Raw genomic sequence first — 25,464 nt, 5'->3', positions numbered from 1 at the left:
TCGATCAGCAGCCCAGCCGGTCGGCCAGCGCGACGATGTCGCGCACATGCAGGTTGTTGTCCGGCTGCGGCGACACGTCCTTCGGCTGCTTGCGACCAAACTCGTGGGGCCGCTCGATGTACGCCGTCTTCAGGCCGCACACGCGCGCGGCCGCCAGGTCGTCATGGTGCGCGGCAGCGAGCATGACCTGCCCCGGCGTGGCGTCGAACACACCCGCCACGCCGAGGTAGGTGCGCGGATCGGGCTTGTAGGCCTTGAACACCTCGGCCGACAGCACGCAGTCCCAGGGCAGGCCGGCGCGCTTGGCCATCTCGGTGAGCAGGCCGATGTTGCCGTTGGAGAGCGTGCAGATGGTGAACTTCTTCTTGAGCCGCGTGAGCCCCTCGACCGCATCGGGCCAGGCCGGCAGGCGGTGCCAAGCGCGGCTCAGGTCGCGCTTGGCGGCGCTGTCGAGGTGGTCGGCCAGGCTGAAGTCGTGCAGCACCTGTTCGAGCATGCTCAGGTGCAGCTCGTCGAGCAGCGTGAAGCCGCCCTCGCCGGCCGCGATGCGTTCCATCACGGCCTTCATGGCGGGCTGGTAGCCGGCGCGCCAGGCCAGCGCAAAGGCCGCGCCGTCCACGCCGGGCAGTACGCGCTCGACCTCGGCCGCGATGCCGCTGTGCCAGTCGACCACCGTGCCGAACACGTCGAACGCGATGACCTTCAGGTCGCCCGCGTCGAAATCGGCCGACATGCTCAGCGGGGCAGCTGGCTCGCGGCGCGCGCCAGTTGCTCGATGCGGGTCCAGTCGCCGTCGCGGATGGCGTCGGTCGGCACGATCCACGAACCGCCCACGCAGGCCACGTTCGACAGCGCGAGGAACTCGGCCGCGTTGCCCGCATGGATGCCGCCCGTGGGGCAGAAGGTGACGTCGCCGAACGGGCCCTGCCAGGCCTTGAGCATCGGCAGGCCGCCGGCCTGCAGCGCGGGGAAGAACTTCAGCTGGGTGTAGCCGTCTTCCTGCGCCATCATGATCTCGCTGCCGGTGGCCACGCCGGGCAGCAGCGGCAGGCCGAGGTCGTGGCAGGCCTTGCCGACCGCGCGCGTGTAGCCCGGGCTCACGCCGAACTTCGCGCCGGCCAGCGCCGAGGCCTGTGCGTCGGCCGCGCTGCGGATGGTGCCCGCGCCGGCGACGGCTTCGGGCACTTCCTTGGCGATGGCCTCGATGCACTGCAGCGCCTGCGGCGTGCGCAGCGTCACTTCGAGCATGCGGATGCCGCCTGCGACCAGCGCGCGCGCCAGGGGCACGGCGTCTTTCACGTCGTTCAGCACGATGACCGGAATGACGGGTGCGTCGCGCATCACGTCGAGGGGGGTGAGTCTGTCTGTCATCTCATGGCTCCAAAAATTTCTTGCGGCCCGCGTGGGCCCCGTCACATCCAGGTGCAGGCGCCCTCTTCGGCGGTCAGGGCGTTGCGGCGCATGCCGGCGAACAGTTCGCGGCCCAGGCCGTGCCCGTCCGCGATGCGTTGCGCGTCGGACAGCGTCGCGGTCTCGCGCGCGGCCCATTCGTCTTCGGGCAGCAACACGGCGAGCGTACCCGCTACGGCGTCGAGGCGGATCAGGTCACCGTCGCGCACCTTGGCCAGCGGGCCGCCGGCAGCGGCTTCGGGCGACACGTGGATGGCCGCGGGAATCTTGCCCGAGGCGCCGCTCATGCGGCCGTCGGTGACCAGCGCCACGCGGAAGCCCTTGCCCTGCAGCACCGACAGCGGCGGCGTGAGCTTGTGCAGCTCGGGCATGCCGTTGGCCTGCGGGCCCTGCCAGCGCACCACGCAGACCACGTCGCGCTCCAGCTCGCCGGCCGTGAAGGCCTTTTGCAGCGCAGCCTGTGAGTCGAACACGCGCGCGGGCGCCTCGATGACGTGGCGGTCGTCGGGCACCGACGACACCTTGATCACGCTGCGCCCCAGGTTGCCGCTGAGCAGCTTGAGGCCGCCGGTGGCGCTGAAGGGGCTGGCCACCGGGCGCGTGACGGCTTCTTTCTGCAGCGGCGCAGCGGGCGTCCATTGCAGCGTGTTCTCGCCGGCCAGCGACGGGATGTTGGCGAATTCGCGGATGCCGCCGGCGCGCACCGTGAGCACGTCGGCGTGCATGAGGCCGGCCTCGACCAGCTCGCCGATCACGAAGCCCGGGCCGCCGCAGGCCTGGAACTCGTTCACGTCGGCGCTGCCGTTGGGGTACACGCGCGTGAGCAGCGGCACCACGTCGGACAGCTGGGAGAAGTCATCCCAGTCGATGAGGATGCCCGCGGCGCGCGCCACCGCCACCCAGTGGATCAGGTGGTTGGTGGAGCCGCCCGTGGCCAGCAGCGCGACCATGGCGTTGACGATGCAGCGCTCGTCGACCATCTCGCCGATGGGCGGGCAGTTGAAGGCGGTGTCGCTGGCCTTGCCGAGCACCGAGCGCACCGCTTCGCGTGTGAGCGTTTCGCGCATGGCGTCGCCGGGCTGGATGAAGGCCGTGCCGGGCACGTGCAGGCCCATGGCCTCCAGCAGCATCTGGTTGCTGTTGGCGGTGCCGTAGAAGGTGCAGGTGCCGACCGTGTGATAGGCGGCCATCTCGGCCTCGAGCAGGCCCTGGCGGCCCACGAGGCCCTGCGCCGCCTGCTCGCGCACCTTCGACTTGGCGGTGTTCGACAGGCCCGAGGGCATCGGCCCGGCGGGCACGAAGACGGTGGGCAGGTGGCCGAAGTGCAGCGCGCCGATCAAGAGGCCCGGCACGATCTTGTCGCACACGCCGAGCATCAGCGCGCCGTCGAACATGTCGTGCGTGAGCGCGACGGCGGTGCTCATGGCGATCAGGTCGCGGCTGAACAGGCTCAGCTCCATGCCGGGCGTGCCCTGCGTGACGCCGTCGCACATGGCGGGCACGCCGCCCGCGACCTGCGCGGTGGCGCCGTGGCGGCGGGCCTCATGCTTGATGATGTCCGGGTAGCCCTGGTACGGCGCGTGGGCCGAGAGCATGTCGTTGTAGGCCGTGACGATGCCCAGGTTGGGCGCGCGCTCGGCCACCACCTTGAACTTGTCGTTGGCCGGGATGCCGGCCACGGCGTGCGCCACGTTGGCGCAGCCCATGCGGTCGGAGCCGCGGTCGCGGGCGCGGATCTCGGCCAGGCGCGTGAGGTAGGTGCTGCGCGTGTCGCGGCTGCGCGCGCGGATGCGATCGGTGACGTCGCGGACGGTGGGTTGTGTGCTGCTCATGGGGAAGTTGGCTCTTGCTGCGTGTCGCCGGCGCGACTGTGGGCCTGGAGGCCCATCGTACCAATTCGAGCGCGACGCCCCGATGAAATCAGGCCGCAGAACGATACGAAATTACTCAGGCATGCACCCGGCTGCGTGCAGGCACAAAAAAACCCGGCCATGCCGGGTTTTTTGATGGAGATGCAAAAGGCCGGATCGCTCAGTCGACCAGCCGGACTTCGACGCGGCGCGCCTCGGCGTTGTTGCCCGATCCGGCGGTGACAGCGGGCTTCTGCAGGTCGATCTTCTCGGCCGGCACGCCCAGGCCCGCCAGCACCTCGCGCACCATCTGGGCGCGCTTCTTGGCCAATTCCTCGTTGACGGCGGCGTCGCCGGTGGCGTCGTGGAAGCCCGAGACCACCGCCTTGCGGCCACCCTCGACGCCCTTGATGACCAGGGCCAGCGCCTCGGCCGCGCCCGGTGCGAGGTCGGCGCTGCCGGTCGCGAAGTAGAAGTTCACCACGCCGCCGACCACGCGGATGCTCGCGCCGTCGGGGATCACCACGGTGACGGTCTCGGTGACTTCGGTCACCTGCACCGCGCCGCCCGGTGCCGCTGCCGCCGAAGCGGCGACAGCGGGCTTGGCCTGCGCGGCCGTCGCGCCCAGGCCCTTGTGCCAGAAGGCGACGCCGATCACGAACATGATCACGAGCATGATCAATGCCACCAGGAAGCCGAGGGCGAAATTCTGCTGGCTGTCGTCGTTGTTCATGGAAGCGCGATCTCCGTAGGAAAGGGGTCGGTAAATAATGGTGCGGTGAACCATGATCACGAAATTGTAGGCGCCACCCCCGACACCCCCGTGTCAGCCGGCGCGCCGGACCCCGGTCCGCCGGGGCTGGACCCCATGCCCCGTCCGCTGCGCGACCCGCAGCCGATGCTGGAACGCGCGATCGCCGACTGGGGCGGACGCGACGATCTCTGGCTGTTCGGCTACGGCTCGCTGATCTGGCGGCCCGAGTTCGGCTTTGCGGAACGGCGCGCGGCCTCGGTGCACGGCTGGCACCGCGCGCTCAAGATGTGGAGCCGCGTCAACCGCGGCAGCGTGCAGACGCCGGGCCTGGTGTTCGGGCTGCTCTCGGGCGGCAGTTGCCGGGGCGTGGTGTTCCGCGTGCCGAAGGCCGAGGGCCTGGAGACGCTCAAGCGCCTCTGGCTGCGCGAGATGCCGACCGGCGTGTACGACCCCAAGTGGCTGCAATGCGGCACCGCCGAAGGGCCGGTGCGGGCGCTGGCCTTCACGCTGTCGCGGCGCAGCCCCAACTTCACGGGCGAGCTCAGCGACGAGCGCTACCGCCACATCTTCGCGAATGCCGTGGGCCGTTACGGCAGTTCGCTCGACTACGCGCGCCAGACCCTGCTCGAGCTGCAGCGCCACGCGATCCACGACGCGGCGCTGGCCCGGCTGGTGGCGCTGGCCGCCGAGCCGCCATTTCAGACACCCGCCGATTGCGGGACAGCCCCGGCTCCGGTATACGTTGCGGGGTCTTCGGACACCGCGTCCTCTCAACCCTCCACCCCGTTCATCAATAAGGAAAACCAATGATCCATCGCCGTCTCCTCGCCACTGGCACCGCCCTCCTCGCCACTGCCGTGCTCGCCGCCTGCGGCAGCATGGGCGGCAAGCCGAGCACCACGGTCGAGCTGACGCCGACCGCCGCCGTCACGCCCAACCCCGCGCGCGGCTCGGTGACGCTCACCGCCCTCGACCATGGCGTGCGCGTGTCCGGCGAGGTGCGCGGCCTGGCGCCGGGCAGCGAGCACGGTTTCCACATCCATGAAAAGGGCGACTGCGGCAACAACGGCAACGCCTCGGGCGGCCACTTCAACCCGGCCGGCGGCACGCACGGCAAGTTCTCCGCGCCCGGCAGCCACGCCGGCGAACTGCCCAGCCTGGTGGCCGATGCCAGCGGCGTGGCGCGCTTCAGCGTCGAGAACCACGCGATCTCGCTGACCGACGGCGCCGCCAACAACGTGCGCGGCCGCGCGCTCGTGGTGCACCGCGACCGCGACGACTTCACGACGCAGCCCGCCGGCAACTCCGGCCCGCGCGTGCTCTGCGCGGTCGTTGCCACGAACTAAGCAAAAAGTGTGAGTGGTCAGGCGCCCACGCGCGCCTGCCAGAGCGCCTCGGCCCGCGCCAGGGCCTCGGGCGTGTCGATGTCGGTCACGACGCCGGCATCGTCCACGGCCAGATCGATGACCGAATCGATGGCACGCATCGCACGCAGGACGGACGATGCGCCCAGATTCCCCTCCAGCGCCGCCAGCTGGGCCCTGCAGCCCGCCGCAAAACCCACCGGGTGCCCGCGCTCGCCCCGGTACTGCGGCTGCACGGCATTCACCCGCCCGCCGAGCGCGGCGGCCACCGCCCGCAGCGTCGTGGGCTGCACCAGCGGCAGGTCGCCCGGCAGGATCAGCCAGCCCGTCGCGTGGGGCGTGGCGCGCACGGCCGCGGCAATCGAGTCGCCCATGCCGGGGTGACCCGCGTCTTCCAGGTGCCACGGCAGGCCGCTCGCGCGCACCGCGTCGAGCGTGCGCTCGAGCACCGGCCGGCCCGCGAGCAGCGCCTTCAGCTTGGAGCCCGTGCCGCCGGCCGCGATGAAACGCTCGCCACGGCCCGAGGCCAGCACGATCACGGTCGGGGAGTTCGCCTCGGTCGTCGTCATGGGCCGAGTATGTGCGCAACAATCCCGGCATGACTTCTTCTCCTCTTTCCAAGGACGCGCTGGCCGCGCTGCGCAAGAGCTACGAGCGCGCCGAGCTCGACGAGACCCGCAGCGCCGCCGACCCGATCCAGCAGTTCGAGCGCTGGCTCACCGAGGCCGTCGACGCGCACATCCCCGAGCCCAACGCGATGACGCTGAGCACCGTGGGCAGCGACCTGCGGCCGTCCAGCCGCATCGTGCTGATCAAGGGCTACGACGCGCGCGGCATCGTCTGGTACACCAACTACGACAGCCGCAAGGGCCGCGAGCTGTCGGGCAACCCGTATGCCTCGCTGCAGTTCCACTGGGTCGAGCTGGAGCGCGTGGTGCGCATCGAGGGCCGCGTGGAACGCGTCAGCGCCGAGGAGAGCGACGCCTACTACGCCAGCCGCCCGCTCGATTCACGCATCGGCGCCTGGGCCAGCCCGCAGAGCGAAGTGATCAGCGGACGCGACGTGCTGGTGAAAAACGCCGCCGTGTACGCCGCCAAGCACCTGCTCTCGCCGCCGCGTCCGCCGCACTGGGGCGGCTTCCGTCTCGTGCCCGACCGCTGGGAGTTCTGGCAGGGCCGCAAGAGCCGGCTGCACGACCGGCTGCGCTACCGGCTCGAAGGTGCGGACTGGGTGCGGGAGCGCCTGGCTCCCTGACCCTGGCTCAAGCTTCGCAGGTTGCGACCTTGAACTCGACGCGCCGGTCCAGCGCGTCGCTCGCATCGTCGGCGCCCGTGCCGACGATGTTCTCGCGAAAGCCCATGCCGGCTTCGCGCAGCTTCTTCGACAGCGGCGGCGCCTCGCCCACCAGCCGCGCCTTGACGCTGGTTGCGCGCTGCAGCGACAGCCGCTCGTTGACCGCCTCCGAGCCCGTGCGGCTCGTATGGCCCGTGACCACCACGCACGCATCGATCTGCGCCGCCTGCCGCGCGATCTGGCGCAGCCACATCGGGTAGGCCGCGCTGATCTTCGGGTCGCCCAGGAAGTCGGTCGAACCCGGCTTGAACAGGAACTTGACGCTCAGGTTGTTGCTCTCGAGCCCCAGCCGCGCCAGCGTGCCGAAGGTGCGCTCGGCATCGGCCGTGCGGCCCAGTTGCGACTGCGTGAGGTACAGCCCGCTGTAGATGCGCAGCTGCTGGCCGTCGGCGCGCTTCGACGCGGCCTCGTAGCGGCTCAAGGCCTCGCTCATGCGGCCGGCCTCGTAGGCGGCGGTGGCCTCCTGCAGCACCGTGGCGGTCGGCAGGCGCTCCAGGTACAGCGCGTCGGCGGCCTGCCCGGCCGGCGTCTCGGCGGTGCGGATGTAACCTTCCACGCCGCGGTCCTTGCCGTTCACGGGGCTGTCGCGGAAGAAGGCGGTGGGCCGCGTGTCGAGCGAGGCATCGCTGATGCGCGCCACCGACTGCGCGATCACCATGCCGCTCTTGATCTCGGTCATGGCGAGGTTCAGCCGGTACGGCGCGCCCGAGGCGTCCTTGTCGCGCACCAGCGTGCCGTTGAGCACGTACTGCGCGTTGCCGATCTCGTTGGCGTTGAACGGCGTCACGGTGAACTGCTTGAACTGCGCCTGCATGCGCTGCACGATGCGCTGCTCGGCCACGCGCGTCACCTCGGTCTGCTGGCCGCTGGCGCCTTCGAGCAACGGGTCGATCACGATGCGCCGCTGCGTCAGCGTCGACTCCACCTTGGCCAGGAAGGCCGGCAGCTTCTGGGTCTGCACCATGAGGTCGTCGACCGCCTGGGTGACGGCCTGGTCGAAGGGCATGGCGCTGCTGGGCGCGGGGCGGTGCGCGCAGGCGGTGGCCAGCAGCGCGGCAGTGCACAGCGCCAGCACGCGCCACAAGGCTCGGGGGACGGCGGTGTTCGTGGTGGTCGTGGTCATCAGCACTGGCTCCTCAAAATGGTCATGTCCTGGTCCGACAGCGGCTCGCCCACGGCGGCGCGCATGTTGATCTCGCTGCAGCGTTTCGAAGGCGCGGGGCGCCGCTCGGCGGGTTCGCGATGCACCTCGGGCGCCGGGGCCGGCGCTGCGGTGGCGGTGATCTGCGGGCGCGGCTTCGGCGCCGGCCGCACGACGGCGGGCTTGGGCTCCGCGTCCCTGGCCGGCGGTGCCTCGGCCGGCACGGGAACGGCCAGGCAGGGCGTGCGGCACGGCTTGGCCTCACCTGCCGCATGCGCGCGTGCGCCGTGCAGCGCGATCACCGTCGCGACCACCGCCGTCACTGCAAGGGCAAGGGGCGAAACACGCGCCGGGTAGATCGTCATCAGCCGGCAAATGTAGGGGCGCGAACGCCGCTCGCCAGCCCACCAAACGGCCACCCCTGCCAAACGGCATAGGGCTAGCGCTGTCGCTCAGTCGGGCAAAAGTTCGCGAAAGGCGCGGAAGAAATGGGGGCCGTCAGGGCAACCACTGCACCCAGACCATGACCAGGGTGAGCGTGCCCAGCGCCAGCACGGTCGACACGGCGACGCTGGCCGTGACCAGGTCTTCGGCGCTGCGGTAGCGCTGCGAGAACAGGAACACGTTGGCGCCGATGGGCAGCGCCGCCGCCACCACCATCACGGTGAGCGGGATGCCACGCACGCCCAGCAGCCAGCCGATGAGCGCCACCAGCAGCGGGTGCACGAGGTTCTTCACCAGCGCCTGCACCAGCGCGCCGCGCCAGTGGCGCCCGATGGGCGTGAGCGCGAGCGTGATGCCCACCATCACCAGCGCGACCGGCCCGAAGGCTTGGCCCAGCAGCTGGATCGGCTTGTCGATCACCTCGGGCATCACGAGCCCCGTCTGCGCGAACAGCAGGCCCGCAATGATGGGCAGCGGCACCGGATGGATGATGGCGTTGCGCAGCGCGCGAAGCACGGTGCGCGCCATGGAGCGCCGGTCGGCGCCGCTCACCGCCGCGTGCTCGCGCGCCACGGCCAGCTCGAGCACCACGGTGGCGCTGGTCATGAGCACGAGCGAATGCAGCGAGATCAGCGTGAGCAGCACCACCATGCCGGGCTCGCCGTAGGCCAGGCCGATCAGCGCGATGCCGATCATCACGGTGTTGCTGTAGGTGTTGGCCAGCGCCAGCACCGCGCCCGTGCGGTTGAAGCCGCGCCACGCGAGCGTGCCCGCGAACAGCAGGCCCGAGGCGATGAAGTACGCCGCCACGGGCTTCAGGCTCAACTCCTGCACGTGCACCGTGCTCATGGCGCGGAACAGCAGCGCGGGCGCGAGCAGCAGGAAGATGAGGTTCGACAGGTCTTTCACCGCATTGCCGCCGATCCACCGGCGCCGTCCGGCGAGGTAGCCGGCAGCAATGAGGAGAACGACGGGCAGCAGGGAAGAAATGACGAACGAATTCACCCGGCGAGGATAGCGCGCGCCCGTCGCGCGAAAGGCCAGTGCCTCAGAACGTGACGCGCAGGCCCACCTTCAGCGAGCGCCCCGGCAGCGGTGCTTTCGGGAACACCGTGGTCGTCAGGATCGAGGTCGGCGTGTAGGCCAGCGTGTTCCCGATGTTGTCCATGCGCGCGTACCAGGTGAGGTTGGCGCGCTGCACCTTCATGCGGTAGCTGATGGACGCATTCCACAGCGTGTACGCGTCCGTCTCGCGCGCGCCCACGCTCGGCACCCGACGCTGCGCCGCGTTGTAGTCGAAGCCGACGCGCGCGGTCCACGGCCCGTTGCCGTAGGCCAGCGTGGCGCCCAGGCGCAGCGGTGCGATGCGCGGCAGCGGCTCGCCGGTGTCGAGGTTCTTGGCGCGCACGATGTCGCCGCGCCATTCGAGGTCGAGCGTGCCCGCGTCGGCCATGCGCGCGAAGCCGTCGGTGCCCAGCAGCCGCAGGTTGCCGTTGGCCTCGATGCCGGTGAAGCGCGCGCGCATGCCGCCGTAGCGGTACTCGGCCAGCGTGTCGGTCGCCTCGGGGTCGGTGACGACCTGCCCTTCCTCGTCGAGCGTGCGGCCCGACGCGGTCAGGCCGATGTAGTTGCGAAAGCGCGTGACGTACGCGTTCACGCGGGCCGTGTTCGGGCCCGACTTCCACTGCGCGCCCAGGTCGAAGCCGGTGGACTTTTCCTTGCCCAGGTTCGGGTCGCCCACTTCCCAGGCCGCCGTGGCCACGTGCGGGCCGTTGGCGAGCAGTTCGTAGTCCTTCGGTGCGCGCTCGGTGTAGGCCAGGTTCGAGGTCAGCTGCCACTGGGGCGTGAGGTTGACCAGCGCGCCGAACGCCGCGCTGTGCGGGTTGAAGGTGCGCTCGCCGATGGCGAAGCGCGTCACCGACAGGTCGTCGGGGTAGCCCAGCGAGCGCACCGTGACCTTCTCGGTGCGCGCGCCGAAGCTCAGGCGGCCCCACGAGGTGCCGAACTCTTCGTGCAGGAACAGCGCGTTGGAGCGCGTGCGGCTGTGCGGCGCGAAGGCTTCCGAGCCGTCGGCGGCGAAGCGGTTGGTCTCGCGGCTGAAGCCGACCAGGCCTTCGAGGTTGCCGATCTTTTCGTGCCGCGCCTCGATGCGCAGGTCGTTGCTCAGGTTCGAAAAAGTGGTGCCGGCCTCGCGGCCCTCGAACTCGGTGTGGCGGTAGTCGGTGCGGCTGACCTTCGCGTGGATGCTGCGGATGAAGCCGCCCGGGCGCCACTCGCCTTCCAGCGCGTAGCGGTCGGACTTCATGCCGATGGTCACGTCGTCCTCGGCCACGGTGCCGTAGTTGCTGCGGTAGGTGCTGGCCGAGGCGCCGATCCAGCCCTGGCTGAAGAACAGCGTGCCGCCGACCGCGCCGCCGTGCGCCTCGTTCTGCGAGTTGCAGATGCGACGCGCGAGCGACAGACGCCCGGGCTTGCTGCATTCGAGGTCGACCGGCACCGCCACGTCCTTCGAGTCGCGGTTGAAGGCGTCGACGTGCAGGGCGAAGCGGTCGTTGCCGCCTTCGAGCAGCACGCCGCCGCTCTTTTCCTTGTTGCCGCTGGCGTAGCCCAGCTCGGCACGGCCGCCGAAGCCGTTGATGGGCTCGGTCGGGATGCGGTTGTCGATCACGTTGACCACGCCGCCCACGGCGCTGCCGCCGTACTGCAGCGCCGAGGGGCCGCGCAGCACCTCGATGCGCTCGGTCACCAGCGCATCGACGGGCACCGCGTGGTCGTAGCTCAGTGCCGAGGCGTCGGGCGCGCCGCCGCCGTTCTGCAGGATGCGGATGCGGTCGCCGTCCTGCCCGCGGATGCTGGGGCGGCTGGCGTTGGGGCCGAAGTAGCTGCTGCTCACGCCGGGCAGGTTGTTCAGCGTTTCGCCCAGCGTCGATTCGGAGCGCAGCAGCAGCTGGTCGCCCGACAGCGAGGTGGTCGGCGCGATCAGGTCGCTCGCGCCCAGCGGGTTGCCGGTGACGGTGACCTCGCGCAGGCTGGTGGCGTCAGCGGCCGGGGCGGCGGCGGTGTCGGCGGTCTGGGCCAGGCTCGCCACCGAGGCGAGCGAAAGAACGGCAGCGCCGATGGCGTTGCGACGGAATTGGGGGGTCATGAAGAAGGAACACTCGTTGAATCGGGGAACGACCGGCCGCCCTCACCCGCCCGAAGGGGGTGCGGCAACCGGAACACGGGGGATTCAGCGAGTGGACGGCGGGCCGCGCGCGTCGAAGAGCGCGACCCAGCGGGCGATGGCTTCGCCCTGCAGGTAAGCAAACGTGGCCGCCGGCAGCAGCATCGGCAGCACCACCAGCGGCACGCCGGGCACGCCCGTGCCGTGCGCCAGCTGGTCGTACAGGCGGCAGTCGGCGTCGTCGTGCACGCCGAACAGGCTGGCCAGCGTGTGGCCGCTGTCGTGCCGGTGCGCGGCCTGTGCCTGCGCCGCCGCAGCGGCGGCGGGCAAGCCCGGCACGTGCAGCGAACGGTGCATCAGCCCCATCGTGCCGGCGAACCAGAGCGCGAACGCCAGCGCGACGACGAGCGCGCGCGTGGCGCGCGTCATGCGGGTCGGGGTCTGGCGCAGGGTGGCGGACACAGGGCGTGAAAGAAGAGACTCAGGCCTTGACGCGCGAGGCGAAGGTCTTCTGGAACTTCTCGACCTTCGGGCCGACCACGAACGCGCAGTAGCCCTGGTTCGGGTGGTTCAGAAAGTAGTCCTGATGGTAGGCCTCGGCCGTCGAGTAGTTGGCCAGCGGCGCCACTTCGGTCACCACGGGCGAGCTGTAGGTCTTGCTGGCCTCGATCTCGCGGATCACGGAGTCGGCCACCTCTTTCTGGGCGTCGCTCGTGGTGTAGATGCCGCTGCGGTACTGGGTGCCGACGTCGTTGCCCTGGCGGTTGAGCGTGGTGGGGTCGTGCACCACGAAGAAGATCTCGAGCAGCTCGCGCAGGCTGATCTGCGCCGGGTCGAACTCGAGCTTCACGACCTCGGCATGGCCGGTGCGGCCGGTGCAGATCTGCTCGTAGCTCGGGTTCAGGGTCTGGCCGTTGCTGTAGCCCGATTCGACGTCCAGCACGCCCTGCACCCGGTCGAACACCGCCTCGGTGCACCAGAAGCAGCCTCCGCCGAGCACGATGGTTTCGGTGGGCGACGGTGAGGAAGACATGGCGCGGCTCCGGGTGGGTTGGAAAAAGCGGGGACCGGTATTGTCGCGGCTTGACGGGCCGGATGCCGGTCACTACATTACTAACCCGTCAGTCATTAACACCATGGCCTCCCCCCGTTCCCTCGTCGACAAGTTCTGCCCGCTGCCGTCCAAGCGCGAGCGGCGCAAGGAGGCGCGTCCGGGCGAGCTGCTGGCGGCGGCGCTCGACCTGTTCGTCGAAAAGGGCTTTGCCGCCACCCGCTCGGAAGAAGTGGCGGCCCGCGCCGGCGTGTCCAAGGGCACCCTCTTTCTTTACTTTCCGAGCAAGGAAGAGCTGTTCAAGGCCGTGGTGATCGAAAACCTCGGTGGCCGTTTCACAGAGTGGAACGCCGAATTCGAGGCTTTCGAGGGCACGACGGCCGAGATGCTGCGCTACTGCATGAACGTCTGGTGGGAACGCGTCGGCCTGACCAAGGCCTCGGGCCTGACCAAGCTGATGATGAGCGAAGGCGGCAATTTTCCCGAGCTGGCGGAGTTCTACCGCGAGCAGGTGGTGCGCCCGGGCCACGAGCTGCTGCGGCGCATCCTGCAGCGCGGCATCGACCGCGGCGAGTTCGTGCAAATGGACATCGACCACGCCATCTACTCGGTGGTCGCGCCCATGGTGTTCCTCATGCTCTGGAAGCATTCGGCCATGGTCTGCGTCGACGGCGTGAGCACGCTCGACCCTGAAAAATTCATCGCCACCCAGTGCGAAACCGTGCTTCACGGCCTGTGCGTGCGCCCCAGGAGCCCCGCATGACGCCCGCCCGATGGCCGACTGGCGCGGTGGCGTCATCGGCGCGACCTAAAATTGAAGGTTTGTCCCGTCCAGAGCCTTCAAGGAAAGCCACGCCATGAACCCCACGCCCACCCTCGAGCGCTTGCGCTTCAACATGATCGAACAGCAGATCCGTCCCTGGGACGTGCTGGAGTCGGACATCCTCGAGCTGCTGGCCGAGATTCACCGCGAAGACTACGTGCCCGACGCGCACCGCACGCTGTCCTTCTTCGACATGGAACTGCCGCTGCTCGACGGCTCGGTGCCCGGCGAATTCATGCTGTCGCCCAAGGTCGAGGCCCGCACCCTGCAGGACCTGCACATCCAGAAGCACGAATCGGTGCTCGAGATCGGCACCGGCTCCGGCTTCATGGCCGCCCTGCTCGGCGCCCGCGCGGCCCAGGTGCTGTCGCTCGAGATCAACCCCGTGCTGGCCGCCCGTGCCGCCGAGACGCTGCGCAGCAACGGCGTGACGAACGTCGAAGTGCGCCACGCCGACGGCGCCGTGCCGCTGACCAGCGGCCCGAGCTTCGACGTGATCGTGCTCAGCGGCTCGGTCGCGCGCATTCCGCAGAACCTGCTCGGTTCGCTCAAGGTCGGCGGCCGCCTGTCGGCCATCGTCGGCGACGAGCCCATGATGCGCGCCCATTTCGTGACCCGCACCAGCGAAAGCAAGTGGGAAACGATCCAGCCCTGGGACACCGTGGCGCCGCGCCTGCTGAACTTCCCCGAGCCCTCGCGCTTCGCGTTCTGATCGAGCGGCCCACCGAATGATCGATCAAGTCCGCCCCGCCGACCTGGCCGCCTGGTTCGCACAGGACGCCGACGCCGCCCCCGTGCTGCTCGACGTGCGCGAGCCCTGGGAGTTGCAGACGGCGAGCGTCGCGCCGCAGGGCTTCACGCTGGTCGCGATCCCGATGAACGAGATCCCCGGCCGGCTGGCCGAACTCGCCGCCGGCGACGGACAGCCCGCGCCCCGCATCGCCTGCCTGTGCCACCACGGCGCCCGCAGCCAGCGCGTGGCCGCTTTTCTGCACCAGAACGGCTTTGACTCGCTCGCCAACGTGGCGGGGGGCATCGACGCCTGGTCGGCGCAGCACGACCCGAACGTGCCGCGCTACTGATTCTTTCCCTCCCAAGGACGTTCAATGCCTCCCAGGCCCCGGCTTCTGCCACTTTCCGCAGCCCTCGCAAGCGCCATTGCGAGCCTGCTCGCACTGCCGGCCCAGGGCCAGACACTGAACGAACTCTACGATTCCGCGCGCGGCTTCGACGCCACCTACCAGGGCGCGCGGGCCCAGTACGAGGCCAACCTGGCGCGCGCCGCGCAGGCCAAGGCCGGCATCCTGCCGGCCGTCGGGCTCACCGCGGGCGTGAACCGCAGCAACCTGGACATCGACACCCTGACCGGCACCGGCCGCGGCAGCAGCGCCTCGCGCGACTTCACCACGCAGAACGTCGGCATCAATGCCACGCAGCCGCTGTACCGCCCCGCCAACTGGGCCACCTACGAGCAGGGCAAGCGCCAGGCCGAGGTGGCGCAGGCGGTGCTCACCATCGCCGAGCAGGACCTCATCGTGCGCGTGAGCCAGGCCTACTTCGACGTGCTCGCCAGCCAGGACAGCCTGGCCCTGGTGCGCGCGCAGAAGGTCGCCGTGGCCGAGCAGCTGGCCTCGGCCAAGCGCAACTTCGAGGTCGGCACCTCCACCATCACCGACTCGCGCGAGGCCCAGGCCCGCTACGACCTGGTGATCGCCCAGGAAATCGCCGCCGAGAACGACCTGCAGGTCAAGAAGGTGGTGCTCGACCAGCTGGTCGGCCGCCCGGGCAGCGTGCCCGTGCCGCTGGCCGCGCCGGTCGTGCTGCCGACCGCGCAGCCCGCCGACATCAACGCCTGGGTGGCGCAGGCCGACGAGGCGCACCCGGCGATCCGCCAGGCCCGCCTGGGCCTGGACGTGGCCGGGCTCGAGGTGCAGAAGGCGCAGGCCGGCCACAAGCCCACGCTGGACGCCAACCTGGGCTACAACGTCACGCGCAACCCGACCGGCACCAGCACCAGCACCGTGGGCACGCGCGTCAACGCCGCCACGGTCGGCGTCACCTTCAACCTGCCGCTGTTCGCGGGCTTTGCCACCGAGAACCGCATCAAGGAAACGCTGGCGCTCGAAGACCAGTCGCGCAGCGTGCTCGAGGGCACGCGCCGCAGCGTGGCGCAGGCCACGCGCGCGGCCTACCTCGGGCTGGTGTCGGGCGCCGGCCAGGTGAAGGCGCTCGAAGCGGCCGAGTCCTCCAGCCAGAGCGCGCTCGACGCCAACAAGCTGGGTTACCAGGTGGGCGTGCGTATCAACATCGACGTGCTCAACTCGCAGAGCCAGCTGTTCCAGACCAAGCGCGACCTCGCGCAGGCGCGCTACAACGTGCTGCTGGGCAACCTGAAGCTGCGCCAGGCCAATGGCACGCTGACGACCGACGACATGAACGCGATCAACGCGACGCTGGCACGCAACGGCGCCACGCCGGCGGTGCCTGCCGCGACCACGGGCGCGCCCGTGGTGCCTGTGACGCCACCGGCCATTCCGGTGGTGCCGCCGGTTCCGGTGCAGCCGTTCAACCCGCCCGCGCCGACGATGCCGTCGGCACCGCCGCCGCCGGTGATCCTGAACCCGCCGGTGCGCTGACCCGGCAACGGGTCGCTCAATCCAGCGTGGGTTCGGCCCGCACCGCCTCGGGCGGCGGGGCGCCGCCGTCGTCGGCCGCCGGCGTTCCCACCGGCTCCGCCGCCTGCGCAATCGCCAGCACCGCCGCCGCCGTGCGCTCGGCCGCGCCACGGTTCGACGACGAAAACGCCAGCGCGGCCTGCGCCATCACGGCGCGGCGCTCGGGGTTCTCGACCAGCTTGAGCGCCGCCGTCACGGCCTGCTCCATGCCCTCGACGCGCAGCGACGCGCCCGCCGCGAGCGACAGCTGCGCCGCCTCGGCAAAGTTGAAGGTCGAGGGGCCCATGACCACCGGGCAGCCGCAGGCCGCCGGTTCGATGAGGTTCTGCCCGCCCAGCGGCTCGAAGCTGCCGCCGAGCAAGGCCACGTCGGCCAGGCCGTAGTACAGCGCCATCTCGCCCAGCGAATCGCCGAGCCAGATCTCGGCCTCGGCCGGCTGGCCGGCCGCGCTGCGGCGCGCCACGGCGAAGCCTTCGGCCTCGATGAGCGCCGCCACTTCGTCGAAACGCTGCGGATGGCGCGGCACGATCATCCATTGCACGTCGTGCACGCGCTTGGCGATCGAGCGAATCGCGCCCTGCTCGGGCGGCACCGGCGAGGTGGCGCCGAAGCGCTTGAGCACCTCCAGCAGCAGGCGTTCTTCGCCGTCGCGCGAGCTGGCCAGCACGACCATCGGACGCGGCAGGTGCTCGCGCAGCGACACGGCCGTGGCCAGTTGCCGCGCGTCGGGCGTGGCGTCGAACTTGAGGTTGCCGTAGATCCCGGCCACCTTGGCGCCCAGCGACACCAGCCGGTGCGCGTCGGCCTCGGTCTGCGCCCAGACGGCGGCGAGCGCCGAGTACGCCGGCCGCGCCAGCCCGCTGAGCCGCTCGGCCGCGGCGCGCGATTTCTCGTTGAGCCGCGCATTGGCCAGCACCAGCGGAATGCGGCGCTCGGCGCAGGCGGCGGCCATCTCGGGCCAGACCTCGGTTTCCATCAGCACGCCGATGCGCGGCTGGAAGCGGTCGAGAAAGCGGGCGACGGCGCCCGGCGTGTCCCACGGCTGCCAGACCTGCGTGTCGCCGGGTTCGAGCAGCTTGGCGCCCTCTTCGCGGCCCGTGGCGGTGCCGTGCGTGAGCAGGATCGGAATGCCCGGGTACTGGCGCCGCAGCTCGGCGATCAGGATGGCGGCGGCGCGCGTCTCGCCCAGCGAGACGGCATGCACCCAGCACTGGGCAAAGCCGGTGGTGGCGTCGTCGTAGTGGCCGAAGCGCTCCTCGACGGCCACGGCATAGCCGGGCTCGGCGACGGCGCGGCGGCGCAACTTGCGGCGGACCAGCGGTTGGACGGCGGTGGTGAAGACGCCGTAGAGGCGAAGCAGCAGGGAACGCACAGGTTCTTCAGTGGGCAGCAGCGGCCAGCGTGGCGTCGGGCTTGACCGTTCGCAGCACCGCAAGCATCTCGGTCTCGATGCGTTGGAGCGCCGCCTCGGTCTGGCCTTCGAAGCGCAGCACCAGCACGGGGGTGGTATTGGAAGCGCGGATCAGCCCGAATCCATCGGGCCAGTCCACGCGCAGGCCGTCGATGGTCGAGACCTGGGCGGGCGCGTCGAAGCGCGCGTTCTGCACGAGCCGGGCGACCAGCGCGTGCGGCTCGCCTTCGGCGCAGGCGACGTTCAGTTCGGGGGTCGAGAAGCTGGTGGGCAGCGCATTGAGCACGGCGTTCGCGTCCGGGTGCTTGCTCAGGATCTCGAGCAGGCGGCAGCCGGCGTACGTGCCGTCATCGAAGCCGTACCAGCGCTCCTTGAAGAAGATGTGGCCGCTCATCTCGCCGCCCAGCGGCGAATCGATTTCCTTCATCTTCGCCTTGATGAGCGAGTGGCCGGTCTTGTAGATCATCGGCGTGCCGCCCGCGGCCTCGATGGCCGGCGCCAGGCGCTGCGAGCACTTCACGTCATAGACGATGGTGCCGCCGGGCACGCGCGAGAGCACGTCCTGCGCGAAGAGCTGCATCTGGCGGTCGGGGAAGATGTTCTGGCCGTCCTTCGTGACGATGCCCAGCCGGTCGCCGTCGCCGTCGAAAGCCAGGCCCAGCTCGGCCTGGCCCTTGGCCAGCTCGGCCGTCAGGTCCCGGAGGTTGTCGGGCTTGCTCGGGTCGGGGTGGTGGTTGGGGAAGTTGCCGTCGACCTCGCTGAACAGCTCGACCACGTCGCAACCGATGGCGCGGAAGATGGCCGGCGCGGTTGCGCCCGCGATGCCGTTGCCCGAATCGACCACGATCTTCATGGGGCGCGCGAGCTTGATGTCGCCCACGATGCGCTGCACGTAGGCGTCGGTCACGTCGACCTTGCGCACGCTGCCGCCGGGCGCCAGCGTGGCGCTGCCGTCTTCCATGGTCTTGCGCAGGCCCTGGATCTCGTCGCCGTAGATCGCGCGGCCGGCCAGCACCATCTTGAAGCCGTTGTAGTCCTTCGGGTTGTGGCTGCCCGTGACCTGGATGCCGCTGGTGCACAGCGTGTGGGCCGCGAAGTACAGCATCGGGGTCGTGACCGCGCCGATGTCGATCACCTCGACGCCGGTGGCGACCAGTCCGTCGATCAGCGCGTCCACCAGCGCCGGGCCCGACAGGCGGCCGTCGCGGCCCACGGCCACCGCGGTCTCGCCGGCCGCGCGTGCTGCGCTGCCGAAGGCACGGCCCAGCGCCTCGGCCACTTCGACATCGAGACTGAGGGGCACGACGCCGCGGATGTCATAGGCCTTGAAGATCGATGCGCTGAGCTGCATGAAGGGCGGGGTCACTGTTGGTTCGGAGTCGGGCATTGTAGGCAACGCGTTGTAGACATCGATGTCCGAAAACGGCCAGTTGAAACGAGTCGAAACCGTATCATTTCCCCATGTCTACCGCCCACGCCCCCTCCGAAGTGCTCGAGAGCGACGCCTGCTACCTGGCGATGAAGACGCACGACGCGCGCTTCGACGGCTCGTTCTTCACGGCCGTGACCTCCACCGGCATCTACTGCCGGCCGGTGTGCCGCGTGAAGCTGCCGCGGCGCGAGAACTGCCGCTTCTTCCGCCACGCGGCCCAGGCCGAGGCCGCAGGCTTCCGGCCCTGCCTGCGCTGCCGGCCCGAGCTGGCACCGCGCGCGGCCAGCTGGTCGACCGAAGACGCCTCGCGCATCCTGGCGCTGCAGGCGGCGCGGCTCATCGACGAGCCCGACGCCTGGTCCGAGGAAGGCCCCGGCGCGGCGCAGATCGCGGCCCGCCTGGGCGTGAGCGACCGCCACCTGCGGCGCATCTTCGAGGCGCAGTTCGGCGTGTCGCCGCTGCAGTACCTGCAGACGCGCCGCCTGCTGGCCGCCAAGCAGCTCATCGCCGACACGCGCCTGCCGATGACGCAGGTGGCGCTGGCCAGCGGCTTCGCGAGCGTGCGGCGCTTCAATGCAGCCTTCGTGGAGCACTACGGACTCAACCCGAGCGCACTGCGCCGCGCGGGCGGCACCGAGGGCGGCGAAGGCAAGGCCATCGAGGTGCGGCTGGGCTTTCGCCCGCCCTACGACGCCAACGCCATGCTCGGCTTCTTCGCACGGCGCGCGCTGCGCGGCGTGGAGACCGTGCACACCGCCGACGGCAAGGAGCCCGCCAAGGGCAGCACGCCGACCTATGTGCGGCTGGCACGCACGCTGCGCGTGCAGCAAGGCGGACAGGCGCATGCCGGCTGGCTGCAGCTGCGCTTCGACCTCGAACGCGAGCAGGTGCTGCTGGCCGTGAGCGATTCGCTGGCCGCGGTGCTGCCCATCGTCATCAGCCGCGCACGCGCCCTGTTCGACCTCGACGCGGAGCCGATGGCGATCAACGCAGCGCTGCATGCCGCCTTCCCGCACGGCGACGGGCTGCGCGTGCCCGGCACGGTCGACGGCTTCGAGCTCGCGGTGCGCGCGGTGCTGGGCCAGCAGATCACCGTGGCCGCGGCGCGCACGCTGGGCTCGCGGCTGGTCGAGGCTTTCGGCGACGTGATCGACACGCCCATCGATGGCCTGACCCGCCTCTTCCCCACGCCCGCCGCGCTGGCGGCGGCCAGTGGCGATGCGCTCGGGCAGCTGGGCATCGTGCGCCAGCGGCAGGCCGCGCTGCAGGCCATCGCGCGCGAAGTGGCCTCGGGCCGGCTGGCGCTGCATGCGGGCGCCGACGTGCCCTCCACCCTCGCGGCGCTGCAGGAACTGCCCGGCATCGGCGCCTGGACCGCGCAGTACATCGCGATGCGTGCGCTGCGCTGGCCCGACGCCTTTCCCGCCGGCGACGTGGCCCTGCAGAAAGCGCTGGGCGTGACCACCGCGCGCGCCGCGGGCGAAGCCTCGCAAGCCTGGCGCCCCTGGCGCAGCTACGCGGTGCTGCGGGCCTGGCACACGCCGCCCGCGCCCTCCGAACCGGCATCGGCCATAGCGCCGACCGCCACTTCTTCCGACCTCGCAACGGCAGGCCCCGTGCCTGAAAGACCATGAAATTCAAGCGCACCGTCATCTACACCTCGCACACCGACACGCCGCTGGGCGGCGTCACGATGGCCGCCACCGACCAGGGCCTGGCCGGCGTCTGGTTCGACCACCAGCGCCACTGGCCCGACACCACGGGCTGGCAGACGAAAGACGACCACCCCGCGCTGGTCGAGGCCGCCGCGCAGCTGCGCGACTACTTCGCGGGCCGCCGCAGCCACTTCGACATGCAGCTCGACCTGTCGCACGGCACCGCCTTCCAGCAGGGCGTGTGGCAGGCGCTGCTGGCCATCCCGGCCGGCGAGACCACGACCTACGGCGCGCTGAGCCAGCGCGTGGGCAATCCGGCCGCGGTGCGCGCGGTCGGCGCGGCGGTCGGGCGCAACCCGATCAGCGTGATCGTGCCCTGCCACCGCGTGCTGGGTGCAGACGGCTCGCTGACCGGTTACGCTGGCGGGCTCGAGCGCAAGACGGCCTTGCTCGAACTCGAGACCGGCAAGTAAGACAGAAGAAAACACCGCCCATGGCGCGTGGCGACATCCTCTGGATGGCGCCACGCGCCATTCCCCAAAGAGACGCATGACCACAACGAACAACAACACCACCGTCGCTCCCTCGCCTTCGCCCGCTCCCGCCGCGCTCGCACCGAAAGCGTGGCTCGTCGATCTCGTGCTGCTGGGCGCGCTGTGGGGCGCCTCCTTCCTGTTCATGCGCATCGGCGCGGCGGAGTTCGGCGCGCTGCCGACGGCCGCCGTGCGCGTGGTCATCGCGGCGCTGTTCCTGCTGCCGATCGCGCTGCTGCGCGGCCAGGGGCCGTCGATCGCGAAGCACTGGAAGGCCAGCCTCACCGTCGGCATCTTCAACTCGGGCATGCCCTTCGCGCTGTTCTGCTTCGCGCTGCTGACCATCAACACCGGCCTGGCGGCGGTGCTCAACGCCACCACGCCGATGTTCGGCGCGCTGGTGGCCTGGGCCTGGTTCCGCGAGCGGCCGAACGGCTCGCGCCTCGTCGGGCTGGTGATCGGTTTCGCGGGCGTCGCGATGCTCGCCAGCCGCAGCGCCGGCCTGCATGCCGGCGCCAGCAACCACGCCGCGCTGTGGGCCGTGCTGGCCTGCCTGGCGGCGTGCCTCTGCTACGGCATCTCGGCCAGCGCCACGCGGCGCCACCTGTCGGGCGTGCCCGCGCTGACCACGGCCACCGGCAGCCAGATCGGCGCCAGCCTGTTCCTCGCGCTGCCCGCGATCTGGCTCTGGCCCGCGCAGATGCCCAGCCTGCGCGCCTGGCTGGCGCTGCTGGCGCTGGGCATCGCCTGCACCGGCGTGGCCTACATCCTGTTCTTCCGGCTCATCGAGCGCGCCGGCCCGGCCCGCGCCCTCACCGTGACCTTCCTCGTGCCGGTGTTCGCGCTGTTCTACGGCGCCGTGTTCCTGGGCGAGCAGATCACGCAGTGGATGCTGATCTGCGCCTTCGTGATCGTGTGCGGCGTGGCGCTGTCGACCGGCATCGTCAAGCTGCCGTCGCTGCGCAAGGCCGCGGGCTGAGCCTTCTTCAGACCACGCCGGCCACCACGTTCACGGACAGGGCCAGCACGAGCATGTTGAAGGCGAAGGCGAGCACGCTGTGGACCAGCGTGATGCGCCGCATCTCGTGCGAAGTGGCCTGCACGTCCGACACCTGCGAGGTCATGCCGATCACGTAGGCGTAGTACATGAAGTCGAAGTAGTCGGGCGCCTCCTTGCCCGGAAAGTCGAGCCCGCCGTCGGAGGCGCTGTCCTTGCGGTCGATGTAGTAGCGGTGCGCGTAGTGGAAGGCGTAGATCGTGTGCATCATCAGCCACGAGCCCGCCAGTGCCACGAGCCCGAGCGCCACGTGCGCGCCGCGCGCCCAGCCGCTGAGCTGGCGCACCTGCTGCAGCAGCATCGCGATGGCGACCACGCTCACGCCCACCGCCACCAGCATCGACACCAGGATCACGACGTTGGGCTGGTCCAGCTGCTGCGCGCGCTCGCGCGTACGCTGGGCGTCGAAGGTCTCGGCCAACCACCAGCTGAGCACCTGGTACACGGCCACGCCCGCGCACCAGCCGGCCAGCGCGCGCGCCGTGAGGCCCATCGGCCAGGGCACGAGCGCCACCGCGACGGCCGCCGCGGCCCCGTAGAGAAGGCGTTGGGGACCGGTGGTGGTGGAAAGGTGTTCGCGCATGGGCGGACTGTAGCGCCGCGGCATGCATCGGCGCGCGATCGGCAATTTCCTACAGGCACATCGGCCAACGGCGCATGCGCAGCGCGATGCCGCGTCACTAAGGTGATGCGGTTTCAGGGAGCCTCAGCCCGGAGGCATTGCGCCATGCACATGCCCGAGGCATCTTTCACCCGAAGGATTTCTTTCATGCTGTTGCTTCGTTCGCGTCCGTTCGACCGGACCGCGAGATTCGGCGCCCTGGGCGCCCTGGCCGGAACCGGCGCCCTCTCCCTTCTTTGCTTCGCGCCCTTTGCTGCGGCCGAGCCCTCACCGGCGCTGGACCGTTTCAGCTTCTCGGTGGGAGCCTTCAGTGCCGATCCCAAGTTCAGCGCCTCGGTCGAAACCCCCTACGGCGTGCTGCGATCGAACGAACTCAAGCCGGGCCGCGTGACCATGCCGCGCATCTCGGCCGACGTGCTGATCGGCGACAGCCAGGGCCTGTCTTTCGACTACTACCGCTACAAGCGCGACTATGAAGGACAGGTCGCCGGCAACACCTCGTTCGGCAGCTTCGGCTCGCTGAGCGCCATCGGCAACGCGAACCTCTCGGCCCAGCTGGACTTTGCCAAGCTCGCCTACAAGTGGTGGCTCGGCTCGGGCAACACCGTCTTCGGCCTGGGCGCCGGCGCGGCCTACTACCGCGCGACGCTCGGTGCCAGCGCGCTGGTCGGGGTGAACGGACAGGTGCGTTCGGTCAGCGAGCGCTCGAGCGACAACGCCATCGCGCCCCTGCTCGAGGTCGGCGTGCGCCACGCGATCACGCCCGACCTCCGGCTGTTCGCAGACGCCTCCGGCGTCTGGAAAAGCAGCGGCCGCTTCCACGGCAACATCTACAACGCCGCAGCCGGCGTGGAGTGGTTTCCGGTGAAGAACGTGGGCCTGGTGCTGTCGTATGGCGTGACCAACATCGACCTCACGCGCGAGGGCGGCTTCGCCGATTCGCGCCTCAAGGTGCGGCTGCAAGGGCCCTCGGCCTTCCTCAAGGCCCGCTTCTGACGCGGCCCCGGCGGGCGGCCGGCGCCGCATAGCCACTCTTCGCAAGACCGGCAGGCGGTGCCGGTCTTAGTCTGCGCTCCGATCGACATCCACAACGACCGGAGACACGCCCCCATGCCCGCCGCCCGCACCGAGCCCACGCCCTCCTCCTTCCAACGCATCGCCCGCATCGCGCTGGGCGACGTGATCCACCGCAGCGCGCGGCGCTTCGGCGCGCGCACCGCGCTCATCGAAGGCGAGCACCGCATGAGCTACAGCGAGCTCGACGCCGCATCGAACCGCTTCGCGCACCATCTGCTGGGCCTGGGCCTCGCAAGCGGCGAGCGCGTGGCCATGCTGTGCAACAACTCGATCGAGATGGTGGTCGCGCTGCTCGGCATCCAGAAGGCCGGACTCGTGTGGGTGCCGATCAACACGGCGCTCGCGGTCGATGCCATCGGCTACATCCTCGAACACGCCGAGGCGCGGCACCTCGTGATCGACACCGCGCTGCACGCGCGCCCTGAACTGCGCCAGCTGCTGGACACGGCGGGCGTCTCGCCGCTGCTGTGCGTGCTCGACGGCGACACGCCGCCGCCCGGCGTGCCCACCGTGGCGCAGGCCATTGCGCAAGGGCCGGCCACGCTGCCCGACGTGGCCATCGACACCAACCAGCTCGCGCTCATCATGTACACCAGCGGCACCACCGGCCGGCAGAAGGGCGTGATGCATTCGCACGCCTCGGTGCACTCGGTGCTCCAGAGCAACATGCTCGAATGGGGCGGCGGCCCGGCGCACCACGACGTGTGGAGCAACGTGCTGCCGCTCTTTCACTGCGGGCAGCACACGGTGCTGATGTCGGCGCTCGCGGTGGGCGGCACGAACGTCATCCTGCGCGGCTTCGACCCCGGCGCGATGCTCGCGGCCATCGAGCGCCACAGGATCACCGTGACGGTCGGGCTGCCCATGATGTACGGCGCGCTGCTGGCCCACCCGCAGCGCGAATCGCGCGACCTGTCGAGCCTGCGGCTGTGCGTGTATGCGATGGCGCCGATGTCGCGCACGCTGCTGCTGCGCCTGCTCGATGCGCTGTGCCCGAACTTCGCGCTGGCCTCGGGCCAGACCGAGATGTACCCCGGCGCCACCATCTTCGAGACGCACCAGCAGCGCGAGCGCTTCGGCTCGTACTGGGGCGTGGGCACCCTGGTGAACGAGGTCGCGGTGATGGGCGACGAGGGCGAGCTGCTGGCGCCGAACCAGGTCGGCGAGATCGTCTTTCGCGGACCGAACGTGATGCTCGGCTACTACAAGGACCCACAGGCCACGGCGCACGCGCAGCGCTTCGGCTGGCACCACTCGGGCGACCTGGGCAAGCTGGACGACGACGGGCAGCTGATCTTTCTCGACCGGCTCAAGGACATGGTCAAGTCGGGCGGCGAGAACGTGCCCTCGCTCAAGGTCGAGGAGGTGCTGCTGCGCCACCCGGCCGTGCTGAACGCGGCGGTGGTCGGCCTGCCGCACGAGCGCTGGGGCGAGGCCATCACGGCCTTCGTCACGCGCCGGCCCGATGCGCCGGCCGAGTTCTCGGAGGCTGCGCTCACGGCGCACTGCAAGGAGCACCTCGGCGGCTTCGAGGTGCCCAAGGACATCGTCTTCGTGCCCGCGCTGCCGATGACCTCGACGGGCAAGATCCAGAAGTTCGAGCTGCGCCAGGCGCACCAGGGGCACTACCAGCGCGACTGAACCCGCA

General features: G+C 70.4%; 26 protein-coding genes. 12 read left to right on the top strand and 14 right to left on the bottom strand.

Going from position 1 to position 25,464, the window contains the following annotated elements; translation table 11 throughout:
- Positions 1 to 4 precede the first annotated feature (4 nt).
- The 4 genes from ACAM52_RS04530 to ACAM52_RS04515 form a co-directional block, all read right to left on the bottom strand.
- A complete protein-coding gene (locus tag ACAM52_RS04530; protein ID WP_095746266.1) occupies positions 5 to 733 on the bottom strand; it encodes a haloacid dehalogenase type II in 729 nt (242 codons plus the stop codon).
- A 2-nt stretch (positions 734 to 735) separates the two neighbouring features.
- Complete coding sequence (gene eda, locus ACAM52_RS04525; protein WP_369646249.1) at positions 736 to 1,371, bottom strand: bifunctional 4-hydroxy-2-oxoglutarate aldolase/2-dehydro-3-deoxy-phosphogluconate aldolase; 636 nt, start codon at positions 1,369 to 1,371, stop codon at positions 736 to 738.
- A 41-nt stretch (positions 1,372 to 1,412) separates the two neighbouring features.
- Positions 1,413 to 3,242, bottom strand: coding sequence for a phosphogluconate dehydratase (edd, locus tag ACAM52_RS04520; protein WP_369646248.1), 1,830 nt, complete (start codon positions 3,240 to 3,242; stop codon positions 1,413 to 1,415).
- A 199-nt stretch (positions 3,243 to 3,441) separates the two neighbouring features.
- The gene (locus ACAM52_RS04515) at positions 3,442 to 3,993 is read right to left on the bottom strand and encodes an OmpA family protein (protein WP_307696059.1); all 552 of its coding nucleotides are present in this window, start codon (positions 3,991 to 3,993) and stop codon (positions 3,442 to 3,444) included.
- Between the two features lie 135 nt (positions 3,994 to 4,128).
- Between ACAM52_RS04515 and ACAM52_RS04510 the strand changes: the two genes are divergently transcribed.
- Both ACAM52_RS04510 and ACAM52_RS04505 read left to right on the top strand, forming a co-directional pair.
- Positions 4,129 to 4,824 (top strand): gamma-glutamylcyclotransferase, encoded by a 696-nt coding sequence (locus ACAM52_RS04510; RefSeq protein ID WP_062480152.1) that lies wholly within the window; start codon positions 4,129 to 4,131, stop codon positions 4,822 to 4,824.
- A complete protein-coding gene (locus ACAM52_RS04505; RefSeq protein ID WP_070062467.1) occupies positions 4,821 to 5,360 on the top strand; it encodes a superoxide dismutase family protein in 540 nt (179 codons plus the stop codon). The genes ACAM52_RS04510 and ACAM52_RS04505 overlap by 4 nt, the downstream gene beginning before the upstream one ends.
- Positions 5,361 to 5,377: 17 nt before the next feature.
- On the opposite strand, the gene ACAM52_RS04500 is transcribed toward ACAM52_RS04505, so the two are convergent.
- A complete protein-coding gene (locus ACAM52_RS04500) occupies positions 5,378 to 5,947 on the bottom strand; it encodes an NTP transferase domain-containing protein (RefSeq protein WP_369646247.1) in 570 nt (189 codons plus the stop codon).
- Positions 5,948 to 5,976: 29 nt separating this feature from the next.
- Here ACAM52_RS04500 and pdxH point away from each other — a divergent pair, with 29 nt between their 5' ends.
- Positions 5,977 to 6,633 carry a pyridoxamine 5'-phosphate oxidase gene (gene pdxH, locus ACAM52_RS04495; RefSeq protein ID WP_062480157.1) on the top strand — a complete coding sequence of 219 codons (657 nt, stop codon included), beginning with the start codon at positions 5,977 to 5,979 and terminating at the stop codon, positions 6,631 to 6,633.
- Between the two features lie 7 nt (positions 6,634 to 6,640).
- On the opposite strand, the gene ACAM52_RS04490 is transcribed toward pdxH, so the two are convergent.
- The 6 genes from ACAM52_RS04490 to msrA form a co-directional block, all read right to left on the bottom strand.
- On the bottom strand, positions 6,641 to 7,855 hold the full coding sequence (locus ACAM52_RS04490; RefSeq protein ID WP_369646246.1) for an OmpA family protein: 1,215 nt from the start codon (positions 7,853 to 7,855) through the stop codon (positions 6,641 to 6,643).
- Positions 7,855 to 8,238 (bottom strand): hypothetical protein, encoded by a 384-nt coding sequence (locus ACAM52_RS04485; RefSeq protein WP_369646245.1) that lies wholly within the window; start codon positions 8,236 to 8,238, stop codon positions 7,855 to 7,857. The genes ACAM52_RS04490 and ACAM52_RS04485 overlap by 1 nt, the downstream gene beginning before the upstream one ends.
- A gap of 133 nt (positions 8,239 to 8,371) precedes the next feature.
- Positions 8,372 to 9,322 carry an AEC family transporter gene (locus tag ACAM52_RS04480; protein WP_369646244.1) on the bottom strand — a complete coding sequence of 317 codons (951 nt, stop codon included), beginning with the start codon at positions 9,320 to 9,322 and terminating at the stop codon, positions 8,372 to 8,374.
- Positions 9,323 to 9,365: 43 nt separating this feature from the next.
- Complete coding sequence (locus tag ACAM52_RS04475) at positions 9,366 to 11,462, bottom strand: TonB-dependent receptor (protein WP_369646243.1); 2,097 nt, start codon at positions 11,460 to 11,462, stop codon at positions 9,366 to 9,368.
- Positions 11,463 to 11,546: 84 nt separating this feature from the next.
- On the bottom strand, positions 11,547 to 11,942 hold the full coding sequence (locus ACAM52_RS04470) for a hypothetical protein (RefSeq protein WP_254668041.1): 396 nt from the start codon (positions 11,940 to 11,942) through the stop codon (positions 11,547 to 11,549).
- Between the two features lie 19 nt (positions 11,943 to 11,961).
- Positions 11,962 to 12,513 (bottom strand): peptide-methionine (S)-S-oxide reductase MsrA, encoded by a 552-nt coding sequence (gene msrA / locus ACAM52_RS04465; protein WP_070062460.1) that lies wholly within the window; start codon positions 12,511 to 12,513, stop codon positions 11,962 to 11,964.
- 103 nt (positions 12,514 to 12,616) lie between these two features.
- On the opposite strand from msrA, the gene ACAM52_RS04460 reads away from it, so the two are divergent.
- From ACAM52_RS04460 to ACAM52_RS04445, 4 genes are all read left to right on the top strand, one after another.
- Entirely contained in the window at positions 12,617 to 13,294 is a 678-nt protein-coding gene (locus ACAM52_RS04460; protein WP_369646242.1) for a TetR/AcrR family transcriptional regulator, read from the top strand.
- 94 nt (positions 13,295 to 13,388) lie between these two features.
- A complete protein-coding gene (locus ACAM52_RS04455) occupies positions 13,389 to 14,066 on the top strand; it encodes a protein-L-isoaspartate O-methyltransferase (protein ID WP_369646241.1) in 678 nt (225 codons plus the stop codon).
- A gap of 16 nt (positions 14,067 to 14,082) precedes the next feature.
- The gene (locus ACAM52_RS04450) at positions 14,083 to 14,436 is read left to right on the top strand and encodes a rhodanese-like domain-containing protein (RefSeq protein ID WP_369646240.1); all 354 of its coding nucleotides are present in this window, start codon (positions 14,083 to 14,085) and stop codon (positions 14,434 to 14,436) included.
- A 24-nt stretch (positions 14,437 to 14,460) separates the two neighbouring features.
- Positions 14,461 to 15,990 (top strand): TolC family outer membrane protein, encoded by a 1,530-nt coding sequence (locus ACAM52_RS04445; RefSeq protein WP_369646239.1) that lies wholly within the window; start codon positions 14,461 to 14,463, stop codon positions 15,988 to 15,990.
- Positions 15,991 to 16,006: 16 nt separating this feature from the next.
- Here ACAM52_RS04445 and ACAM52_RS04440 read toward each other — a convergent pair whose 3' ends face one another.
- Positions 16,007 to 17,401 (bottom strand): 3-deoxy-D-manno-octulosonic acid transferase, encoded by a 1,395-nt coding sequence (locus ACAM52_RS04440; protein ID WP_369646238.1) that lies wholly within the window; start codon positions 17,399 to 17,401, stop codon positions 16,007 to 16,009.
- A gap of 7 nt (positions 17,402 to 17,408) precedes the next feature.
- Positions 17,409 to 18,791: a phosphomannomutase/phosphoglucomutase gene (locus tag ACAM52_RS04435; protein WP_369646237.1), complete on the bottom strand. Its 1,383-nt coding sequence runs from the start codon at positions 18,789 to 18,791 to the stop codon at positions 17,409 to 17,411.
- A 110-nt stretch (positions 18,792 to 18,901) separates the two neighbouring features.
- Between ACAM52_RS04435 and ACAM52_RS04430 the strand changes: the two genes are divergently transcribed.
- From ACAM52_RS04430 to ACAM52_RS04420, 3 genes are all read left to right on the top strand, one after another.
- Positions 18,902 to 20,506, top strand: a complete 1,605-nt coding sequence (locus tag ACAM52_RS04430) for a DNA-3-methyladenine glycosylase 2 family protein (RefSeq protein ID WP_369646236.1) — start codon at positions 18,902 to 18,904, stop codon at positions 20,504 to 20,506.
- Positions 20,503 to 21,000, top strand: coding sequence for a methylated-DNA--[protein]-cysteine S-methyltransferase (locus tag ACAM52_RS04425; RefSeq protein ID WP_062469816.1), 498 nt, complete (start codon positions 20,503 to 20,505; stop codon positions 20,998 to 21,000). Before ACAM52_RS04430 ends, ACAM52_RS04425 begins: the two co-directional genes overlap by 4 nt.
- A gap of 76 nt (positions 21,001 to 21,076) precedes the next feature.
- Entirely contained in the window at positions 21,077 to 22,039 is a 963-nt protein-coding gene (locus ACAM52_RS04420; protein WP_159270831.1) for a DMT family transporter, read from the top strand.
- Between the two features lie 7 nt (positions 22,040 to 22,046).
- Here ACAM52_RS04420 and ACAM52_RS04415 read toward each other — a convergent pair whose 3' ends face one another.
- On the bottom strand, positions 22,047 to 22,700 hold the full coding sequence (locus ACAM52_RS04415; RefSeq protein ID WP_070062606.1) for a DUF1345 domain-containing protein: 654 nt from the start codon (positions 22,698 to 22,700) through the stop codon (positions 22,047 to 22,049).
- A 186-nt stretch (positions 22,701 to 22,886) separates the two neighbouring features.
- Here ACAM52_RS04415 and ACAM52_RS04410 point away from each other — a divergent pair, with 186 nt between their 5' ends.
- Both ACAM52_RS04410 and ACAM52_RS04405 read left to right on the top strand, forming a co-directional pair.
- Positions 22,887 to 23,735, top strand: coding sequence for a hypothetical protein (locus ACAM52_RS04410; protein ID WP_159275890.1), 849 nt, complete (start codon positions 22,887 to 22,889; stop codon positions 23,733 to 23,735).
- A 114-nt stretch (positions 23,736 to 23,849) separates the two neighbouring features.
- A complete protein-coding gene (locus ACAM52_RS04405) occupies positions 23,850 to 25,457 on the top strand; it encodes a class I adenylate-forming enzyme family protein (RefSeq protein ID WP_369646235.1) in 1,608 nt (535 codons plus the stop codon).
- Positions 25,458 to 25,464: the final 7 nt, after the last annotated feature.

The sequence above is a fragment of the Variovorax sp. V118 genome, assembly GCF_041154445.1.
In the GTDB taxonomy this organism is placed as follows: Bacteria; Pseudomonadota; Gammaproteobacteria; order Burkholderiales; family Burkholderiaceae_C; genus Variovorax; species Variovorax boronicumulans.
This window is presented reverse-complemented; position numbering and strand designations above follow the sequence as displayed.